The 19689-nt window shown below is 59.8% G+C and carries 14 protein-coding genes; 11 read left to right on the top strand and 3 right to left on the bottom strand.

Features of this window, described 5'->3' with window-relative positions:
- Positions 1 to 139 precede the first annotated feature (139 nt).
- Together CHH27_RS00980 and pepN are read right to left on the bottom strand one after the other, a co-directional pair.
- Complete coding sequence (locus CHH27_RS00980) at positions 140 to 2488, bottom strand: PAS domain-containing sensor histidine kinase (protein ID WP_094069914.1); 2349 nt, start codon at positions 2486 to 2488, stop codon at positions 140 to 142.
- A 157-nt stretch (positions 2489 to 2645) separates the two neighbouring features.
- Positions 2646 to 5288 carry an aminopeptidase N gene (gene pepN / locus CHH27_RS00985; protein ID WP_094069915.1) on the bottom strand — a complete coding sequence of 881 codons (2643 nt, stop codon included), beginning with the start codon at positions 5286 to 5288 and terminating at the stop codon, positions 2646 to 2648.
- A 219-nt stretch (positions 5289 to 5507) separates the two neighbouring features.
- Here pepN and CHH27_RS00990 point away from each other — a divergent pair, with 219 nt between their 5' ends.
- From CHH27_RS00990 to CHH27_RS01040, 10 genes are all read left to right on the top strand, one after another.
- On the top strand, positions 5508 to 6005 hold the full coding sequence (locus tag CHH27_RS00990; protein WP_094069916.1) for a class I SAM-dependent methyltransferase: 498 nt from the start codon (positions 5508 to 5510) through the stop codon (positions 6003 to 6005).
- Between the two features lie 28 nt (positions 6006 to 6033).
- Positions 6034 to 7224 (top strand): CaiB/BaiF CoA-transferase family protein, encoded by a 1191-nt coding sequence (locus tag CHH27_RS00995; RefSeq protein ID WP_094069917.1) that lies wholly within the window; start codon positions 6034 to 6036, stop codon positions 7222 to 7224.
- Between the two features lie 15 nt (positions 7225 to 7239).
- Positions 7240 to 7824, top strand: a complete 585-nt coding sequence (locus tag CHH27_RS01000) for an NUDIX domain-containing protein (RefSeq protein WP_094069918.1) — start codon at positions 7240 to 7242, stop codon at positions 7822 to 7824.
- A gap of 94 nt (positions 7825 to 7918) precedes the next feature.
- On the top strand, positions 7919 to 9799 hold the full coding sequence (locus CHH27_RS01005; RefSeq protein ID WP_094069919.1) for an adenylate/guanylate cyclase domain-containing protein: 1881 nt from the start codon (positions 7919 to 7921) through the stop codon (positions 9797 to 9799).
- 189 nt (positions 9800 to 9988) lie between these two features.
- Positions 9989 to 11875, top strand: coding sequence for an ABC transporter ATP-binding protein (locus CHH27_RS01010; RefSeq protein WP_094069920.1), 1887 nt, complete (start codon positions 9989 to 9991; stop codon positions 11873 to 11875).
- Positions 11872 to 13758, top strand: a complete 1887-nt coding sequence (locus tag CHH27_RS01015; RefSeq protein WP_094069921.1) for an ABC transporter substrate-binding protein — start codon at positions 11872 to 11874, stop codon at positions 13756 to 13758. The genes CHH27_RS01010 and CHH27_RS01015 overlap by 4 nt, the downstream gene beginning before the upstream one ends.
- A 234-nt stretch (positions 13759 to 13992) precedes the next feature.
- Entirely contained in the window at positions 13993 to 15018 is a 1026-nt protein-coding gene (locus CHH27_RS01020) for an ABC transporter permease (protein WP_094069922.1), read from the top strand.
- Complete coding sequence (locus CHH27_RS01025) at positions 15015 to 16196, top strand: ABC transporter permease (RefSeq protein WP_094069923.1); 1182 nt, start codon at positions 15015 to 15017, stop codon at positions 16194 to 16196. The genes CHH27_RS01020 and CHH27_RS01025 overlap by 4 nt, the downstream gene beginning before the upstream one ends.
- A 65-nt stretch (positions 16197 to 16261) precedes the next feature.
- Positions 16262 to 16852, top strand: coding sequence for a trans-aconitate 2-methyltransferase (locus CHH27_RS01030; protein ID WP_094069924.1), 591 nt, complete (start codon positions 16262 to 16264; stop codon positions 16850 to 16852).
- Between the two features lie 944 nt (positions 16853 to 17796).
- Positions 17797 to 18309: a hypothetical protein gene (locus CHH27_RS01040; protein WP_094069926.1), complete on the top strand. Its 513-nt coding sequence runs from the start codon at positions 17797 to 17799 to the stop codon at positions 18307 to 18309.
- Between the two features lie 40 nt (positions 18310 to 18349).
- Here CHH27_RS01040 and CHH27_RS01045 read toward each other — a convergent pair whose 3' ends face one another.
- Entirely contained in the window at positions 18350 to 18637 is a 288-nt protein-coding gene (locus CHH27_RS01045) for a DUF1330 domain-containing protein (RefSeq protein ID WP_094069927.1), read from the bottom strand.
- Between the two features lie 161 nt (positions 18638 to 18798).
- On the opposite strand from CHH27_RS01045, the gene CHH27_RS01050 reads away from it, so the two are divergent.
- Positions 18799 to 19689: a LysR family transcriptional regulator gene (locus CHH27_RS01050; protein ID WP_094069928.1), complete on the top strand. Its 891-nt coding sequence runs from the start codon at positions 18799 to 18801 to the stop codon at positions 19687 to 19689.

A 19689-nucleotide genomic window follows, 5' to 3' on the forward strand; every position in this document is an offset into this window, starting at 1 on the left:
TGTGCCCGCCAGCGCTGCTGCAAATCTCTGAAAACCGGACAGTTTCCTGTCGCCTTGCACCTCGTGTCGAACGAGGTCTTTCCTGCCGGGCCAACCGGTTTGCAGGCGCTATCTCAAGCTGGAATTCTGTAGGTCGCCATCACTTGGTATCCGACAGAGGCAGCGTGAAACTCACGGACGTGCCCTTCTTGACCTTCGATTCAATGGTCAGCTTGCCGCCATGCAACTCCACCAGGGAGCGGGCAATCGCAAGGCCCAGTCCGGAACCCTGATGGGTCTTGGTGAACTGGTTTTCGACCTGCACAAATGGCTGGGCAAGCCGCTCGATGTCTCGTTCCGAGATCCCGATGCCGGTATCGTTGACCTCAAAGCGCAGTTTGTCGCCGCGCGGGCTGGCCGTCAGGGTGACCGTGCCGTTGTCCGGTGTGAACTTGACGGCATTGGCAAGAAGATTGAGCAGGATCTGCTTCAGGGCGCGCTTGTCGGCCTGAACCATGAGAGTGTCGGCGACCTTCGCAATCACCGTAATGTTCTTTTCCGTGGCTGCCCCCGTCACGATCCGGCTGGCATCGTCGGCTGCAGCCGCGGCGCTGACCGTCTCCGTTTCGATGGACATGCGTCCGGCTTCGATCTTGGACATGTCGAGAATGTCGTTGATCACGTTCAGGAGATAGGTGCCGGAAGAATAGATGTCCTTGCAGTAATCGGCATAGCGGTTGGTGCCGAGCGGCCCGAACATTTCCTGGGTCATGATGTCGGAAAAGCCGATAATGGCGTTGAGCGGTGTTCTGAGCTCGTGGGAGATATTGGCCAGGAATTCGGATTTGGCCTGGTTGGCGGCTTCTGCGCGGGTTTTTTCTTCCTGGTACTTGTCGGCCATTTCGACAAGCTGGCGGGCCTGGATTTCCAGGGTCTGGCGGGACTTCTGCAGGTCGGACACGGTGGCTTTCAGCCGCTTCTCCGACTCCATCAGTTTTTCTTCGTGTTTTTTCAGTGCCGTGATGTCGGTGCCGACAGAGACGAAGCCGCCGTCCTTTGTACGCCGTTCTGAAATCTGCAGCCAGCGGCCGTCTTCCAGCTGCGCTTCATAGGATCCTTCCGGTGCACCGCCGCGCTGACGCACAGTGACGGGCTGCGGGGCGACTTCAGCGTTGGCGGCAGCGGCCATCACGTCTTTGTAGGGGGTGCCGGACTTGATCACGGCATTCGGCAGACTGTGCAGAGACTGATAGTTGGAGTTGCAGATCACCAGCTCGTTGCGGGCATTCCAAAGTACGAAAGCCTCCGAGATGGTTTCGATCGCGTCCCGGAGCCGCAGGTCCGCCATGCGGCTTTGCTCTGCAAGCTCATGCTGCTCGGTGATGTCAATGCAGATCCCGATCAGATGCGGTTCGGCGCGGCCGGTTTCCGACTGGATTTCACCGCGGGCGCGCAGCCAGATCCAGCTGCCGTCTGCGTGGCGCATGCGAAAGGTTTCGTCGACCAGGGTCTCGCCGCTTTCCAGAAGGTGTTCGGCCAGGCCGAGCAGGTCGATGTCATCCGGGTGGGTGATGTCCGAGACGTCTGCAAAGCTCAGGATATCGTCCTTGGGTTCCCGTCCTAGCAACTCATAAAGAGAGGACGACCAGAACATGCGGCCGCGGGAAAGGTCCCAGTCAAAGAGGCCGCAACGGCCGTGGGTGAGCGCCGTGTCGATGCGTCCACGCGTTGCCGCATACATGTCGTCGGCCGTCTCCGCGCGGCTGGCCTGGCTGAAGAAGCCATAGATAACCGCAAGCAGCACAAGCGAGGTGCCGACAAAAAGGGTCACGTTGGCCGACAGGTCATCACGCCAGTCTGCATAGACGGCGCTTTCCGGCTGCAGCACGGCGATCATGCCGAGCTGGCCGTCCAGGTGGTGCACCGTGGCAAGCGATTGCTCGCTGTCGCCCCCGGTTGAAAAGACGACCGGCACCGAAAGCACTCCGGCCCGCGCTCCGAACACGGTCAGCGGCTGGGAAGGGGCGAGCAGATCGCTGATGGGGCGGCTTTCAAGCGAAGGCTGGATGGGTGCCGAGGCGACGATCGTACCGGCGTTGTCCGTGACCAGGAAAATCCGGCCCTGGCTGGTCGCTCCGGCCGGCAGGCTGTCGGCGAGAATGCGTTTCAGTGTCGTTCGGTAGCCGGTCTCGGGCAGGGTTTCTTCCGAAGACATCAGTCCACCGGCAACAACGCTTGCCATCAGGCTAAGCGTTGTCTCGGCTGTACTCTGCGTCTCGGAATAGTCGCCAGCCAGCTCGCCGGCACGGAACAGGGCCAGGACGATGATGAAAACGATGGCAAGGCCTGGAATGAGGCGGCGCATGACGCCGTCGGAGCGATTGAGGCTGCTGCGGAACGAACTGGTCAGAGTGCGCAGGGTCAGGCCTGACGGGGCCGTGCCTGCCTCAAGTTCTGACTCCTTATCGCCGCGCCGCGTGGATGCGTCGCTAGCCAATGCTCGCGCCATAGGAAGTGTGCCTCAAAAACCGCCGCTTCGGAGCTCGCCCCGAATCACTTCCATTTGAATCAAATCGTTTGTTTTTGTCCAGACCTGGCCAAGAATAAAATGGTTAACGCGGGCGCGGTTTTTCTGGTCTCGCGTTAACCTCTTTCAGTATTGCACACTATTGCAGTGTTCTATCAACGATATCGCGGCTGTCTCTCGACAGTTCTTCGCATGCGGAAACCCTCAGGAGAGCAGATTCAGCAAGGGCAGATCTCTGTGGGTCAAGTGCGCGCCACGAGCGGAAACTGGTCAAAAGCCGAGAGGCAACTTGGGGATTGCGCCTGTCGATGTCCAGAACTGATTCGGCAACCAGTTCGAAACCGGTGCCATCCGGTTTCGCAAACTGCGTCGGATTGCCGGTGGCAAAGGACTGCAGCAGGGATCGCACCCGGTTGGGATTGCCGGCATCGTAAAGGGGATGTGTCATGAGCTGCCGGACGCGGGCAACGGCATTCGATATCGGGGCGGTTGCCTGGGTCATGAACCACTTGTCCATGGCAAGGGAGTTGCCTTCAAAACGGGCCAGATAGTCCTCAAGGGCGGCATTCGTCCTGGGCATGTCGTCGTGAACAAGAAGCGTCAAGGCAGCCAGGCGGTCCGTCATGTTGTCGGCGTTGGAAAACCTTTGCCAGACGATGTCGGAAGCAGCCGTATCGTCTGCGACGGCGACATAATAGAGTGCCCGGTTGGCCAGTGCGCGCTTTCCGGCCGAAGCAGCGTCCGGGGAATAGGCCCCCGGAGGCGAGAGGTCAGTGGCAAGTCTGCGCAAGACCGGGTCATGTGCCGTCGCGATTTCCTTGCGCAGGAAGGTTCTTGCTGCGTGAATGGCGTCCGGGTTGACGTTTTTGCCGATTTCCTGAGCGATGTCGGCCTCGCTTGGCAACGTGAGAGCCTGTGCCCGCAAGGCGTCGTCCACGGTGCTGTCGTTGAGGATCGCGCCGAAGACATCGATCAGGGTCTGCGTAGAGGTCAGCTGCTGGTTCTGGCTGTAGAGCCCTGTGGTCCGGACGAGATCCAGCATGGCCAGTGTCTGGACCGCCTGCCAGCGGTTGAAGAGGTCGGCATCCTTTGCGGCAAGGAATTCCAGTTCCTGCGGTTCCAGCTGCTGGTTGAGGCGAACCGGCGCGGAAAACCCGCGCAGCAGGGACAGGACAGGCGGCGAGGCGATGTTTTCGAAAGTCACGTCCTGGTGGCTCTTGTTGAGGATCAGGACGTCTCCGGACACTTCAGCGCCTTTTGCAGCGCTGATGTCCAGGTCGTTGCCATTCGGGCCGATCAGGCCGAAGCGCAGGGGGATCACGGCCGGTTTGCTGGACTTCTGGCCCGGGACCGGCGGTATTTCCTGATTGAGCGAGAGGGTGAAGGTCTTGCGGTCCGGATCATATTCGGTTTCAGCACTGACGACGGGCGTGCCGGCCTGTTCGTACCAGAGCGAGAACTGGGTGAGGTCGGTGCCGGTCGCCTCTTCGAAGCAGGCAAGAAACGCCTCGATGGTCGTGGCCTCGCCGTCATGCCGGTCAAAATAGAGGTCGAGCCCGGCCCGGAAGCCCTCCGGACCGAGAACGGTCTTCAGCATCCTGACGACCTCGGCGCCTTTCTCGTAAACCGTTGCCGTATAGAAGTTGTTGATTTCGTGGTAAATTCTAGGGCGCACCGGATGGGCGAGCGGGCCCGCATCCTCCGGAAACTGATGCGATTTCAACAGCCGCACATCCGTGATCCGTTTCACCGCACGCGAGCGCATGTCTGATGAAAATTCCTGGTCGCGAAAGACGGTCAAACCTTCCTTCAGGCACAACTGGAACCAGTCGCGGCAGGTGATCCGGTTGCCCGTCCAGTTGTGAAAATATTCGTGGGCAATCACGGCTTCGATATTGGCGTAATCCTGATCGGTGGCAGTTTCCGGATCGGCCAGAACATACTTGTCGTTGAAGATGTTGAGGCCCTTGTTCTCCATCGCGCCCATGTTGAAGTCGGAAACGGCAACAATATTGAAAACGTCCAGGTCATATTCGAGGCCGAAGACGTCTTCGTCCCAGCGCATTGACCGCTTCAGGGAATCCATCGCCCAGGCGCAGCGGTCTTCCTTGCCCTTTTCGACATAGATATTCAGGGCAACGCTTTCGCCCGAGGCCGTCGTGAAACGGTCGGAAACCTCGGCGAGATCGCCGGCAACCAGCGCAAACAGGTAGGCGGGCTTGGGATGCGGGTCGTGCCAGACAGCAAAATGACGTCCGTGCTCAAGGTCTCCGGTCTCCGCTAGGTTGCCGTTTGCCAATAGCACCGGACAGTCCGCCTTCGGCGCTTCCAGTCGTGTTGTATAGACCGACAGGACATCCGGCCGGTCGAGGAAATAGGTGATCCTGCGGAAGCCTTCCGCTTCGCATTGTGTGCAATAGGTGCCCGAAGAGCGGTAGAGCCCCATCAGCTTGGTGTTGCTGTCCGGATCGAGTTCGGTTTCCAGCGTCAGTTCGAACGGGGTTTCCGGCGGCGTGTGCACCTCCAGTCGGTCAACGGTTGCTGCATAGGCGCCTTCGGCGAGTGCGTTCCCATCGAGCCGGATCGTTTTCAGTTTCAGATCGTCGCCGTCGAGGACAAGAGGCGTGCCGTTGGCCGTATCCGGTTCTTTGCGAACCGACAGGACAGCCGTCACCCTGGTCGCCTTCGGAGCCAGGTCAACGGTCAGGTGTACTTGTTCGATGCAATAGGCGGGTGGTTGATAATCTTCCAGCCGGATGGCCGGCGCCGTTTCGGAATGCATCTTGGTCTCCTGATAAGTCGGTTTGCCCTCAAACCCGAAGCCTGGCGGGCAAGGCTTACGCGTTACCATGATCGCGGAATGGGGCAAAGGGCTGTTGGACTGTCGTGACAGTTCTGACCGCCCGTTGCAAATGACGCATGTCAATCGAGCATGGGGGTTTTGACCTTGGGCAGGGCATTGTCTATGTGAGGAGCGACATCAGTTACAGGGACCTTCTGAATGAGCCGCTTGGACAGTTTTATCCGCCGCATGACGTCGCAGAAAATCCTGCTGGAACACCTGGTCGACAAGGTCAACGAAGTTGAAGGCCCCGTTCTTGAGCTCGGACTGGGCAACGGCCGGACCTATGACCATCTGCGCGAGATTTATCCGAACAAGGAAATTTTCGTTTTTGATTTTGCCATGAACTGCCACCCGAGCTGCGCTCCGGATGCAGAACACATGATCCTCGGGGATATCCGCGACACGCTGGCCTTCTGCGAACCGCGGGTGAAAGCCAAGGCCTCCTTTGCCCATATCGATATCGGTTCGGCCGATCCGACCAACGACCTGGCGATCGTCAACTGGCTGGCCCCGCTGATCGATCAGCGCATGGCGGTCGGTGGATTTGTCCTGACGGCTCTGGAGCTGGACCTCGCCAATTTCGAGACTCTGGAAAAGCCGGAAGGCATTCACCCGGGCCGCTACCACGTCTACCGCAAGACAGGCGAAGCCTGATTCTTCTGCTCACCAAGGGACGAATCTCATGAGTGCGCCACTTGCAGGCATCAAGGTTGTCGAGCTTGCCCGCATCCTCGCAGGCCCCTGGACCGGGCAGACGCTCGCGGATCTGGGCGCCGATGTCATCAAGGTGGAAAGCCCCCAGGGCGACGACACCCGAGGCTGGGGCCCGCCCTTTGTCAAAGACGACGCCGGGTCAGACCGGGATGCGGCCTATTTCCATGCCTGCAACCGCGGCAAACGCTCCATCACGGTCGACTTCCGCACGGAAGAAGGCCAGGACATTGTTCGCCGCCTCGTGGCCGATGCGGACATTCTGGTCGAGAATTTCAAGGTCGGCGGTCTCGCAAAATACGGCCTCGACTATGAAAGCCTCGCCAGGGTCAATCCGAAGCTGATCTACTGCTCCATTACCGGGTTCGGCCAGGACGGTCCTTACGCCCATCGCGCGGGCTACGATTTCATGATCCAGGGCATGGGCGGCATCATGGATCTGACGGGTGAGCCGGATGGGGCTCCGCAGAAGATCGGCGTTGCCTTTGCCGACATCTTTACCGGTCTTTACGGCGTCATTGGCGTTCTGGCGGCCCTGCGCCGCCGTGATCAGACCGGGGAAGGCGAGTGGGTCGACATGGGCCTGCTCGACGCCCAGGTCGGTGTCCTGGCCAACCAGGCGCTGAATTACTTCGTCTCCGGCAAGGCGCCCAGGCGGCTCGGCAATGCCCATCCCAACATTGTGCCCTATCAGGTGTTTCCCGCCAGCGACGGCCACCTGATCATTGCTGTCGGCAATGACGGCCAGTTCCGGAGGCTTTGCGGCGTGCTTGGCCGGCCGGATCTTGCAGAAGAACCGAGATACGCCACCAACGCTGCCCGGGTCGCCTGCCGCACCGAACTCGTGCCGATCCTGACGGCCGAGACGGAAACGCGCAGCCGTGACGATCTTCTGGCCGCGCTGGAAGGCGAAGGCGTCCCAGCCGGGCCGATTAACTCCGTCGAGGACGTGTTTGAGGACGCTCAGGTTCAACACCGCGGGCTCAAGGTCGACCTGCCGGCGACGGGAACAGAAGAAGGCACCGTCGCATCCGTGCGCACGCCGATCCGGTTCAAGAACGGGGAACTGGTCTTGCAACGCGCTGCGCCGGCACTTGGTGAGCACACCGATGAAATACTGGCGGAACTCGGGCTTGTTCCGCAAACGCCTGTTTCAGACTGAACCGGAGTGCGCCCAATGAAGGAAGCGGACTTTCTGGATATCGTCGAGAGCAAAGTTCTGTCCAGGCAATGGGGGACGCTGACCCAATACAAGATCCGGTACCGCAGGCGGGACGGGACGTGGCAGGACCAGATCCGCGAAGTCTATGACCGCGGACATGGCGCTGCCTGTCTTCTCCACAATCCGGAAACCGGCTGTGTACTTCTGACACGCCAGTTCCGGTTGCCGGTCTGGTTCAGCGGCAAGCCCCCCTTTGTTATCGAAGCGCCGGCCGGTTTGCTGGAAGGAGCGAACCCGGACGAGCGCATGCGGGCCGAGCTGATCGAGGAGACCGGCTTCCAGATCTCCGAACTGGAACATCTCTATGATCTGTTGATGAGCCCGGGGTCGGTCACGGAATATCTGGCATTTTTCACCGGAACCTACCATCTGAAGGACAAGGTGTCGGAAGGTGGCGGCGAAGAAAGCGAAGGCGAGGACATCGAAGTGATGCATGTGCCGCTCAAGGACGCGCTTGCCATGATTCGCTCTGGAGAGATCGCGGACGCCAAAACAGTTGTGCTCCTGCAGGAGCTGGCATTGCGGCAGGCCGGCCTCTGACAGCTGTTTCACGTTGGATTGGCGGCACCTGCCTTAATTTGACGCTAAGCCTCTGGCAGGTAATCTGCCAGGAGACAACAAGGGCCCGGACCCGATGAAGGAAGACAAGCGCAGCCGCCAGCGGATCAAGCTGACCCTGACGACCATCGTCGGGCTGAGCTTCGGTGCGTTTGTCGCCGTCGCCATCGGTCTTGTGCTCGCACTGTCGGTCTCTGCGAATTTCAAGAACACCTTCTCGCTCCTCAACGACAAGACGATCCTGAGCACCCAGGCGCTTGAAACCCAGCTGCGTACGCATTTCTCCTCGATCGAAAACGCCATCGTCGGCCTGAAACCCTATTTCGACAATGGCACGATCGGCTTCGAGCGCCCGGAGCGGACGCTCGAGGACCTGACCATTGCGCTCAAGTCCAACAGCGACATCACCACGCTGGCAGTGACCGGTCCCGACGGGCGGCGGATCGGGGTTTATCGCGCGCCCAACGGCAAGATCTGGCGTATCAACTCCGACGCACCGCCACCTGGCATGACGTCTCACGAATTGCCGGAACTGGCCAGCGACAGTCCTCCCACCTGGGGGGCGCTCGTCAAGCATGAGGTTGGTCTGTTTGCCAATGTCTCCGTTCCGCTGACCCGGAACGGCGCCATAATAGGGACCCTGACTGCGGCAACCTCCATGGAAGAATTGGGCCGCATCGTCTCGGCCCAGGACGAGGGCGTCGACAACACGGTGTTCATCATTGCCGACGGGGATCAGGTCGTCCTGCATTCGGATTCGGAAAGCCTGCAGACGGGCGGCTCCATCAAGGACAATATTCCAGGGTCCTGGCTCAACCTGGGCGATCCAGTTCTTGCGGCAATTGCAACGGAAGAGAAGCTGGAAGAGTTCAAGAAGGCGGCGGATCTCGGCATTGATGTGTCGTTTGTCACCGCCAATGACGACGAATACATCATGATGAAGGCGCTGCTGGACGGTTTCAGCGACAAGCCCTGGACCGTCGGTCAGTATTATCTCGGCACGACGGTGTCCCGGGAAGTGCGGCGTCTGGCCGGCTCGATGTTTGTCGGCTTTGGCGCCCTGGTCGTGTCGGTCCTCATTGCCTTCTGGATGGGGCGCCGCGTGGCGCGACCGCTCAAATATCTCGCCCTGCAGTCGAAACGGGTCGGCACACTGTCCCTGAGCGACGTGGAGCCTCTGCCGCGCAGCCGGGTAGCGGAGATCGATCAGGTCGCGCTGGCGTTCAACTCCATGGTGGAGGGCCTGAAGGCCATGAACACCTACGTTCCGCGTTCTTTGTTCATCAAGCTGATGCGGCTTGGTGGCGGGCAGGCTGCCGAGGCACGGGAGGCTGAACTCACCATCCTGTTCACCGACATTGTCGGCTTCACGGCCCTGTCGGAACACCTGAGTGCTGAAAAGACGGCCGGGCTGCTCAACGACCATTTTGCCATTCTGGTGGAAGCGGTAGAAGCCGAAGGCGGGACAGTCGACAAGTTTCTGGGAGACGGCATGCTGGCCTTCTGGGGGGCGCCGGATGCCCGGCCAGACCACGCGGAAGCTGCTGTGCGAACGGCGCGCCGAATTGCAGGCGCGCTGCATGAAGCCAACCAGAAGGCGGAAAAAGAAGGACGTCCGCAAATGTTCCTGCGGATCGGTATTCACACCGGTGAGGCCGTGGTCGGCAATGTCGGCGCGCTTGATCGCTGGAATTACACGGTCGTCGGCGACACTGTGAATGCGGCCGAACGGCTGCAGACCCTCGGCAAGGAAGTGCCGGGTACGCCGGAAGTAACGATCCTGGCCAGCGCCGACACCGTGGCGCAATTGCCGCGCGAACGCCATCAGCGGGCGGTCGGGGCGCATCATCTGCGTGGCCGTAGCGGGCGCATGGAAGTCTACTGGCTGGATCCGTTTGCCGTTGGCGATTCGCAAAAAGAAGAACCGCAAGAGTTGCCCGTGTCGGCCGCGGAATAGGGCTTCCGTGGCGGCAAAATCATTGCCGACACTGGAAGTGCAGCAACTTTTCGCAAAATGTGACGTAGATCACATGTGCCGGGTCACTAATCCTGCATTGCTATCCCAAGGCGAATTTGGTTGTCTTTGAAATGCAATGAGGGCTTAGTAAGCCACGTTGAGACATCCTTGCCTGGGAGGAAACGTGCAGTGAATGTTCTCTCGATTGAGGGACTGACGGTAGATTTTAATACGGCGGAAGGTCGGGTCCGGGCTGTTGACGACGTATCTTTCGTCGTGCCTGAGAACCGCACAGTCGCGCTGGTTGGTGAATCCGGATCAGGCAAGACGGTTATCTCGCAAACGATCATGGGGCTTTTGCCGCAGGCGGCGAGTATCACATCCGGCCAGGTCATCCTGGCCGACCCGACCGGGGCAGAGCCGCCGGTCGACATCGCATCGCTGGACCGCAAGGGGCCGCAAATGCGCCACCTGCGGGGCAACCGCGTTGCCATCATCTTCCAGGAACCGATGACGTCCCTGTCGCCGCTGCATACGATCGGCGATCAGATCGGCGAAGCTGCGCTGCTGCACAGGAATGTCTCCAGTGCCGAGGCACGCGAGCTGACCCAGACGATGCTGAGCCTGGTGAAATTCCCCGATCCCAAGCGCGCCCTCGACACCTATCCGTTCGAATTGTCAGGCGGTTTGCGACAGCGGGCCATGATTGCCATGGCGATGATCTGCAACCCGGCTCTCCTGATTGCCGACGAACCGACGACCGCGCTGGACGTCACCATCCAGGCCGAAATCCTGAAGCTGATCCGTGAGGTCCAGTCCGAACTGCGCATGTCGGTGCTGATGATCACACATGATTTTGGCGTTGTTGCCAACATGGCCGACGAGATTGCGGTGATCTATCACGGCCGCATCATGGAAAAGGGAACGGCCGAGCAGCTCTTCTCCAATCCGCAGCACGATTACCTGAAGGCGCTGCTCAATGCGGTGCCGAGTTTTCACATGGACAAGGAGGAGCGCCTTGTCCCGATCCGTCCGATTGAACTGAAATCCGAGGACCTGACAAGCAACCGTCCGCATTGCGAGGTTGCCCCCGGCGAGCCGCTGGTGGAAATGCGCGACGTCACCAAGCAGTTCACTTTGCGCAAGGGCTCGCTGCTAGGCGGCAAGGCCAAGACGATGACGGCGCTCGACAGCATCAACCTGACCATCCGGCGCGGCGAATGTCTCGGCCTTGTGGGGGAATCGGGGTCCGGCAAGACCACCGCGGCCAAGGCTATCCTGCGCGCCCTCGACATTGAGGGCGGCCAGGTGCTGTACAATCGCGGCAAGGGGCTGGAGGATGTTTCCGAGCTCAGCGGTCCGGCGCTGATGGACTACCGCCGCCGCGTCCAGCTGATTTTCCAGGACCCGTTTTCCTCGCTCAATCCCCGCATGACCATCAACGATACGCTGATGGAACCGCTGGAAGTGCACGGCATCGGCACGCCAAAGGAACGGGCGGAGCGGGCGCGTAACCTGATGAACCTGGTTGGTCTCGATCCGAGGTTCCTGCGCCGCTACCCGCATTCCTTCTCCGGCGGTCAGCGCCAGAGGATCGGCATTGCCCGGGCGCTTGCGCTCAACCCGGAATTCATTTTGTGCGACGAGCCGACCTCGGCGCTCGATGTGTCCGTGCAGGCCCAGATCCTCAACCTGTTGCAGGATCTCAAACGCGATCTCAACCTGACCTACCTGTTCGTCAGTCATAACCTGGCTGTGGTAGACTATGTTGCTGACCGGATCGCCGTGATGTGCCGTGGCCGTCTTGTGGAGCTGGGCGAGACCCGCACGGTCGTCGGCAATCCGCTTCACCCATACACGAAGGCGCTGTTGTCGGCGGTTCCCGAACCGGACCTGTCAGCGCCGCTCGACTTTGCCGCTCTGGATGCCAAGAGAGCATCGGAGCCGCATCTATGGCCGGAACCTTTCCGCTTGGCAGACGGCGATGCGCCGTCTCTCATTGAAATGGAACCGGATCACTTTGTCTGCGCACCTGGCCTGAAGAACACCGGGGCGCTTGAGGGGACAGCAGCATGAAGCTTAAGAATTCCATCCGGGCAGGGCTATTCCTGACTGCAGCCTTGATGGCGGGGCCGCTGGCCGCGCTGGAATTGCAGGAGACACCCGGCCTTGATCCGTCACTGCCGCCGGTGGCCGAGCGGCTTCCGACAGAACCCCTGGTGGTTGACCTGGAAGCGAAGGGACGCAAGACCGGCAGGCACGGCGGCGCCATCGACACGCTGATCGGCCGGGCCAAGGATGTCCGCCTGATCAATGTCTGGGGCTATGCCCGCCTCGTTGGCTATAACGAGCAGCTCGAATTGCTGCCGGACATCTTGGAAAGTGTTGACGTCGAGGACGGCCGGATCTTCACCTTGAACACGCGGGAAGGCCACAAGTGGTCCGACGGTCACCCTTTCGGGGCGGAGGACATCCGCTACTATTTCGAGGACATTGTCAGCAACGAGAACCTGACACCGTCCGGCCTGCCGCCCTTTCTGCTGGTGAACGGCAAGGGGCCCAAGTTCGAGGTTCTGGACGAAACCACCGTCCGCTTCACCTGGGACGAACCGAACCCGCTGTTCCTGCCGGAACTGGCAAAGTCGCGGCCGCCCTTCATTTATCGGCCGGCGCATTATCTGAAACAGTTTCACGAAAAATACGGCGACCCGGATGTGATCGCCAAGGAAGCGGCCAAGGTGAAGGCGCGCAGCTGGGCACCGCTCCATAACAAGAAGGACGACATGTACAATGCGCGCAATGTCGACCTTCCGACATTGCAGCCCTGGGTGCGCAAGCGCGATGACAGCGATCTGCGTTTCATCCTGGAACGCAATCCCTATTACCACCGCGTCGACAGCACCGGCCAGCAGCTGCCCTATGCCGACGAAGTGGTCATGACCGTTGCCGACGGCAAGCTGATCCCGGCCAAGACCCAGGCCGGCGAAAGCAATCTCCAGGCCCGCAACCTCAGCTTCTCCGACATCACGGTCCTGAAAAAGGGCGAGAAGCAGAACGGTTACGTGACCGCTCTCTGGTCCAACAGCAAGGGTTCGGAAATTTCCATCCTGCCCAACCTGACGGTCAAGGATCCGGTCTGGCGGGAACTGCTGCGCGATTCGCGTTTCCGGCATGCCCTGTCGGTTGCGATTGACCGAAATCTCCTGAACCGGGTGCTCTTCTTCGGCCTCGGCACACCTGGCAACGATACGGTTCTGGCCTCCAGCCCGCTCTACAAGGCGGAGCTCACCACAAAGTGGGCCGAATATGATCCGGACAAGGCCAATGCGCTTCTGGACGAGATCGGCCTGACGAAACGCGACAAGAAGGGCATCCGCCTGATGCCGGATGGACGGCCGCTGGAGATCATCGTCGAAACCTCCGGTGAACAGCAGGTCCAGGACGATGCGCTCGAGCTGGTCAAGGAAATGTGGAAGGAAGTCGGCGTTGCCCTCTTCGCCAAGCCGAGCCAGCGCGACAACATGCGCGAGCGTGCCATCACCGGCGATCTGGTGATGTCGGTCTGGACGGGCTTCGAAAACGGAATTCCGACCTCCGAAATGCCGCCGGATGACTTTGCACCGGTTCATGGCGACAGCTTCTCCTGGCACAAATGGGGCGATTATTACGAGACCCAGGGCGAGGGCGGTGAAAAGCCCGACTGGGCCCCGGCCGAGCGTCTGATGGAGCTCTACAAGGCCTGGCTCGTTTCCAGGACACCGGCGGAGCGCACCGAGATCTGGGAGGAAATGCTCCAGATCCACGCCGATGAGACCATCCATATCGGTCTGGTCTCCGGTGTGCGTCAGCCGGTCGTGATCAAGAATGTCGAAAATGTTCCGCTGGAAGGCATCTATGGCTGGGACCCGGGAGCCCACTACGGCATTCACCGAATGGATGAGTTCTTCAAGGCGGACTGACCGGAACATCCAGAAGAAAATGTCCCGGCCCGGACAGAAAAAAATTCTGACCGGGCCGGAACGAAAGAAGCGCGGATGAGGTCTTCCAACACATCTTTCGGTATTTCCGCCTTCATGTTAGGCCAAGGCCTGACACGTGCTGATTTTTCGTCATAGTATCGAGACGGAAATCGACTTTTAGTGCAGGTATTGATGAGCGGTCTGCGCGACGTCTCGGGGCTGAGGGGAGTTTAGGTGCTCTATTACATTATCCGCCGCATCTTGATGATGATCCCTACCTTGCTGGTGATCAGTTTCCTCACCTTCCTGATCATCGAGCTTCCGGCCGGCGACTATATTTCCAACCAGATTGCCGCGCTGAAGTCCTCCGGCGAAAGCTCCTCGGTCGCGAAGCTTGAATTCCTGCGCAAGGAATTCTCCCTCGACCGTCCCTTTTTCGAGCGCTACCTGATCTGGATTGGTCTCTGGCCCGGTCCGCACGGTTTCGACGGCCTGATCCAGGGCAACTGGGGCTGGTCTTTCGAATTTGACAAGCCGGTGGAACAGGTGATCGGCCCGACCCTGCCGCTGACGGTCGTTCTCAACTTTGCCACCATTCTCTTCGTCTATGTCGTGTCGTTCCCGATCGGGATCTACTCTGCGACCAGGCAATATTCCTGGGGCGACTATGGCATCACCTTTGTCGGCTATATCGGGCTGGCAACGCCGAACTTCCTGCTCGCCCTGATCCTGCTCTATTTCTTCAATCGCTGGTTCGGGCTCTCGGTCGGTGGCCTGATGGCGCCGGAATACATTGACCAGCCCTGGAGTTTCGACAAGGCGATGTCGGTGCTGGCCCACCTGATCGTTCCGACCATCGTCATCGGCACGTCCGGGACGGCGGCGATGATCCGGCGATTGCGGGCCAACCTGCTGGACGAACTGCACAAGCAGTATGTCACCACCGGCCGCGCCAAGGGGCTGAAGGAAAACCAGCTTCTGGTGAAATATCCGCTCCGCATGGCGATCAACCCGTTCATTGCCGATATCGGCAACCTGATTCCCTCCATGGTCTCCGGCTCGGTCATTGTCTCCGTGGTGATGAGCCTGCCGACGGTCGGACCCGTTCTGGTGTCGGCGCTGCAATCGCAGGATCAGTTCCTGTCGGGCTTCATCCTGCTTTTCGTGGCTGTCCTGACGCTCATTGGCATGCTGATTTCCGACCTGCTGCTGGCAGTGCTTGATCCGCGCATTCGACTGGGCGGGAGGGCGTCGACATGAGCACGGACATGAAGGACAAAACGCCTCAGCGTGTCGTCGAGCACTATGTCGATCCGACCCCGTTCAATCCGGCCACCACGGAGGAAATGACGGCGGAGCAGGAACGCTTCTACCAGGCCTCGCAATGGCAGATCATGTGGTGGAAGTTCAAGCGCCACAAGATTGCGGTCTGGTCGGGGGTGATCCTGATCCTGTTCTACATGTGCGTGCCCTTCGCCGAAGTGATCGCGCCCTATGAGGCAAACACCCGCGACAGCCTGCATCTTTATGCGCCGCCGCAACCGATTCACCTCTTCCATGAAGGCTCGTTCGTCGGTCCGTTCGTCTATGGCATGACCTCTGAAATCGACATGGAGACCCTGCAATGGGTCTTCAAGGACGATCCGAATGACGTTCAGCGGCTGCGCTTCTTCTGCAGCGGTGACGACTACATGTTCTGGGGGCTGTTCGAGGCAAGGTTCCACCTTGTCTGTCCGGCCGAGGGCGGTACGATGTTCCTGCTCGGCACCGACCGCTTGGGACGCGACCAGTTCTCCGGGCTTGTCTACGGTGCCCGCCTGTCGCTCACGGTCGGCCTGATCGGCGTTGCCATCTCGATCATTCTCGGTCTCTTCTTTGGCGGCATTGCCGGCTATTTCGGTGGCATTGCCGACAGCATCATCCAGCGCGCCATTGAAATCATCCGCTCCCTGCCGGAGCTGCCACTCTGGATGGCGCTTTCGGCGGCCTTGCCGGTCACCTGGAGCCCGGTCTGGATCTATTTCGGCCTGACCATCATCCTGGGGCTGTTGGACTGGCCGGGGCTTGCGCGCGCCGTGCGATCGAAGCTTCTGTCCTTGCGCGAAGAGGAATATGCCAAGGCGGCCGTTCTGATGGGCGCCAAACCGAAGCGCGTGATCACGCGGCATCTTCTGCCCGGCTTTACCAGCCACATCATCGCCTCCGCCTCCCTGTCGATCCCGTCGATGATCCTTGGTGAAACAGCGCTCTCCTTCCTCAATCTGGGACTGCGGCGACCGGCGATTTCCTGGGGCGTTCTACTGAACGAGGCGCAGAATATTTCGGTGGTGACCGTCTATCCCTGGCTGATGGCACCGGTCATTCCGATCATCATCGTGGTCTTGGCCTTCAATTTCCTCGGCGATGGTTTGCGCGACGCGGCCGATCCCTATAAGTGATGCGGTAGAGAGTTTGAGATCCTGGCGGGCCGCTTCGGCCCGCCGTTCAATTTTGGGAAGTCATCATGTCGAAAAACGCCTCCACTGCAGCCGGTTGGGACGAGGAATACGAAGCAGGCCGTTGGGCCTTCCTGCGCTCGCTGCCCGAAAGCGGCCGCTATGGCATCATCGGCATGTGGCTATCCCTGACCGGTTCCATGGACGAGGTGCTCGACATCGGCTGCGGTGAGGGGCTGCTCTATGAACGCCTGCAGCCCATGGGCATCAAGCGCTATGTCGGCATGGACCTGTCCCCGGCATCGCTCGAAATTGCCAATGTCGACCCGACTATCGCGAGCTTGCGCGCCGGCGACATGCACACGTTTGAACCGCAGGACGGCGAGACCTTCTCGGCCATCGTCTTCAACGAGGTGCTGCACTTCGCGGAGGATCCGGCTGCCCTGGTCGCCCGTTATGTCCCGTTCCTGAAGAAGGATGGCGTCATTGCACTGTCCATGTATTCGCCGAAACGGCCCGAATCGGGTGCCAACAAGCTGATCAACAAGCTTTGGGAAGCGACCGACGATGAAGCAAAGTGGGACGTCCTCGACGACTACCGGCTCGTGTCCGACAAAAAGGGCGTCACCTGGCGCATGCGGCTGGTAAAGCCGGTCTGAGGTCAGAACAGCTCCCTAAGCAACGGCTCCTCAGAAAATGGACCTCATCCTGAGGGGGACCGGAAGGTCCGTCTCCAAGGGTGGGCCACATGCACTGGAACAAGCGGCCCATTCATAGAGACGCCACATTTCGTCTCCTCAGGATGAATTTGGAGTGTGCCGAAGGGACAGCTCGGCAACGCAACAATAGTCAGCTTGCCGATCTGTTCCGCGGCGCATGGTGCTCGGTGAACTCCAGGATTTTTGTTTGAGTGGTGGGTTGCCCCGGAGCCCTGGAGACGTTTGAGCGCCTTTGGCGCTCCGTCAGTGCAAATGCTGACCCGTGTTGCAGAGGTCGGGATCGGCCAGGAAAACACTTTGCGGCTTGGCGGTGCCGTTCTCTTCGCACCAGCCCCAGGCAATCTACAGGTCGACAAACTTGATTGATTCCTCGGCTTTTAGATATGTCGCCTCAATCAGGCCGATGCAGCCCCAGCAATCTCCACCGCAGTCGCCTGACAACGGGTCTTCTTCGACGTCCAGAGGGCGTTCACATAGGGTGCAGCAACTCATTTGAATACGCGTCCGGGAAATGATCAAAGTCCGGATCAAACTGACAGTCCGAACACGTCCTTGCAACAAATAACAATTGGTTCTGTTGCCAGATAAGGGAAGGCCTCACCAGGCGCGCAGGTCTGGTGACACCTTTTTCCAATATGCCCAGCTCAGTAGACTTCATCCTGAGGAGGACCGAAAGGTCCGCCACGAAGGTTGGGCGGCAATCCGACGAGCAAGCGGCCCAACCTTCGAGACAGCGCAAAAGCGCTTCTCGTGTATGAGGGGGGGAAGTGTAGTGGCGGCCCGTTATTCAGTTCTATGGCGTCAGGTTCGCCAAGGGGTCAAAGATCTGCCACAAGTGACTGGTGAATTTAGAGAAATTTCAAGTTGCGCGATGGTGAGCTGACATGAAGAGATTTTTTTGTCTGTTGCTGGTTCTCATTTTTCCGACAGCTGCGCTTGCATGCAGCAGCCCGGATCTGAACTCAAACGAAGATTTTTTCCGTAATGCAGACCGGGTCTTTATTGGCTTTGTGCACAGTATCGAGTATCTGCCGCCTGAGCCGGGGAAGCCGTTTCTCGTTGAACCCGGATCCGGCCCTGAACATGCGCCTCCCGGCTTGATAAAAGTTGGCTATGACGTCAGCGAAGTGCTGAAAGGGCCTGAGAATGACTCCACACCAGTTGTGACCTGGAACCTCTATCTGGGGGGATGTGGTGTCCAGGTGTTAGCAGGCGCCGAAATGCTGTTTCTGGTGAAAGATTTTGGGACTTACTTATCCGCCGAAGAGATGAAAACAATTCCTGAAGGCGTCGTTGGCATGATCCTGCCGAATTCCTTCGTGATCATGCCAACGGATGCTGCACACGACGCGACACTCGCAGAATGGCAAGAGGTCGCCAGTCGGGTCGCCGATTAAGGTTCAGGTGATTAGCCCTGAGCAAAAGGGCTGTTCAGCCTCAGCCCGGCAACACCACGATGGTCGACTTGCCGCCCTTGTTGCGCAGGGCGTGGATGTCGGCCAGATCCGGGTCTTCGCGCCAGGCCTTGGCGGCGTCAGGGCTCGGGAAGGAGAGCAGGGCGGTGATATTGGGGGCGTCATTGGCCGCCTCCAGAACCAGCGGCTCCGGATCTGCGGCAACCACGCTGCCACCGTGGCGGGCAAGGGCCTCCGCAGCTTTTTCGCGATAGGCGCCGAGCGCCTCCTTGTCTGTGACGGTAATCATGGCGAGGGCTTGAACGGTCATCTCAAAAACTCCTTGTGACGAGATGCCAGGAAGCCTGACCCAATTTTACCTGCGAAAAAATGTTCAATTCAGGAATGCGGATGTGCAAAAATGCACTGGCGAAGTGATCTTGAAGATCCTAAGTCTTTTCGGATGGTGTGTGAGCAACTGCGGGCAGGGTCTTGGACAATTGGGATGATCTGAAATTCGTGCTCGCCGTCGCCAAGGCGGGCAACGTCACCAAGGCCGCCCGGGTACTGGGTGTGACCCATTCAACGGTGTCCCGCCGCCTGACCGCGCTGGAGGAACGCCTCGGCACAAGATTGTTCGACCGTCTGCCGGAAGGATTTGTCGCGACCAGCGCGGGCGAAGAGGCGGTCGAGACAGCACGCCGCATGGAAGCGGAAATGCTGTCGCTCGACACGCGTATCACCGCCAGGGATGCCGAGCTGGAAGGGCCCCTGCGGGTGACCGCTGCCCAGCTGATCTTTCAGGTTCAGCTTGCCGAGATCGTGGCCCGTTTCAAGGAGCGGCATCCCCAGATCGATGTCACGATGAACGCGGCCAACGAAATTCTGAGCCTGCACCGGCGCGAGGCCGACATCGCTGTCCGGGTGACCGACAAGCCGGACGAGACCCTGTTCGGACGCCTGGCAACGGGGCAGAACCGCTGCTTCTATGTGTCCCGCGATTTTGCCCGCAGGTTTCAGGAGGCCTACCGGGACAATCTGACCACGGCGAAAGTGCCTTTCGTCGCCTTCAAATGGTGGAGCAACAGCGTGCCGAAGGAGCTGCGCGAGCGCTATCCGAATGGCGAGATCGCCACTGTCACGGACGACATGATCACCATGCATGCCGCGGTCCGGGCCGGGATGGGGATCGGCCGCCTGCCATGTTTTCTGGGCGACCCGGATCCTGACCTGATGCGTCTGCCGGGCGTCGAGCCGACGCGCTATTTTGACATCTGGATCCTGACCCACCCGGACCTGAAGAATGTCGCCAGGATCCGTACCTTCCTGCGCTTTGCCGCAGATGCCTTCAAGGGGCGCAGCGGTCTTTACCTCGGATCGTGA

Origin of the sequence: Labrenzia sp. VG12 (genome assembly GCF_002237595.1) — a bacterium.
GTDB lineage: Bacteria > Pseudomonadota > Alphaproteobacteria > Rhizobiales > Stappiaceae > Roseibium.

Bases quoted from the DNA above. Each gene is read 5' to 3' on its own strand.
- CHH27_RS01040 (WP_094069926.1), top strand. From the start codon at position 17,797: ATGAAGAGATTTTTTTGTCTGTTGCTGGTTCTCATTTTTCCGACAGCT.
- CHH27_RS01005 (WP_094069919.1), top strand. From the start codon at position 7,919: ATGAAGGAAGACAAGCGCAGCCGCCAGCGGATCAAGCTGACCCTGACG.
- CHH27_RS01025 (WP_094069923.1), top strand. From the start codon at position 15,015: ATGAGCACGGACATGAAGGACAAAACGCCTCAGCGTGTCGTCGAGCAC.
- CHH27_RS00995 (WP_094069917.1), top strand. From the start codon at position 6,034: ATGAGTGCGCCACTTGCAGGCATCAAGGTTGTCGAGCTTGCCCGCATC.
- CHH27_RS01015 (WP_094069921.1), top strand. From the start codon at position 11,872: ATGAAGCTTAAGAATTCCATCCGGGCAGGGCTATTCCTGACTGCAGCC.
- CHH27_RS00990 (WP_094069916.1), top strand. From the start codon at position 5,508: ATGAGCCGCTTGGACAGTTTTATCCGCCGCATGACGTCGCAGAAAATC.
- CHH27_RS01045 (WP_094069927.1), bottom strand. From the start codon at position 18,637: ATGACCGTTCAAGCCCTCGCCATGATTACCGTCACAGACAAGGAGGCG.
- pepN (WP_094069915.1), bottom strand. From the start codon at position 5,288: ATGCATTCCGAAACGGCGCCGGCCATCCGGCTGGAAGATTATCAACCA.
- CHH27_RS01030 (WP_094069924.1), top strand. From the start codon at position 16,262: ATGTCGAAAAACGCCTCCACTGCAGCCGGTTGGGACGAGGAATACGAA.
- CHH27_RS01000 (WP_094069918.1), top strand. From the start codon at position 7,240: ATGAAGGAAGCGGACTTTCTGGATATCGTCGAGAGCAAAGTTCTGTCC.
- CHH27_RS00980 (WP_094069914.1), bottom strand. From the start codon at position 2,488: ATGGCGCGAGCATTGGCTAGCGACGCATCCACGCGGCGCGGCGATAAG.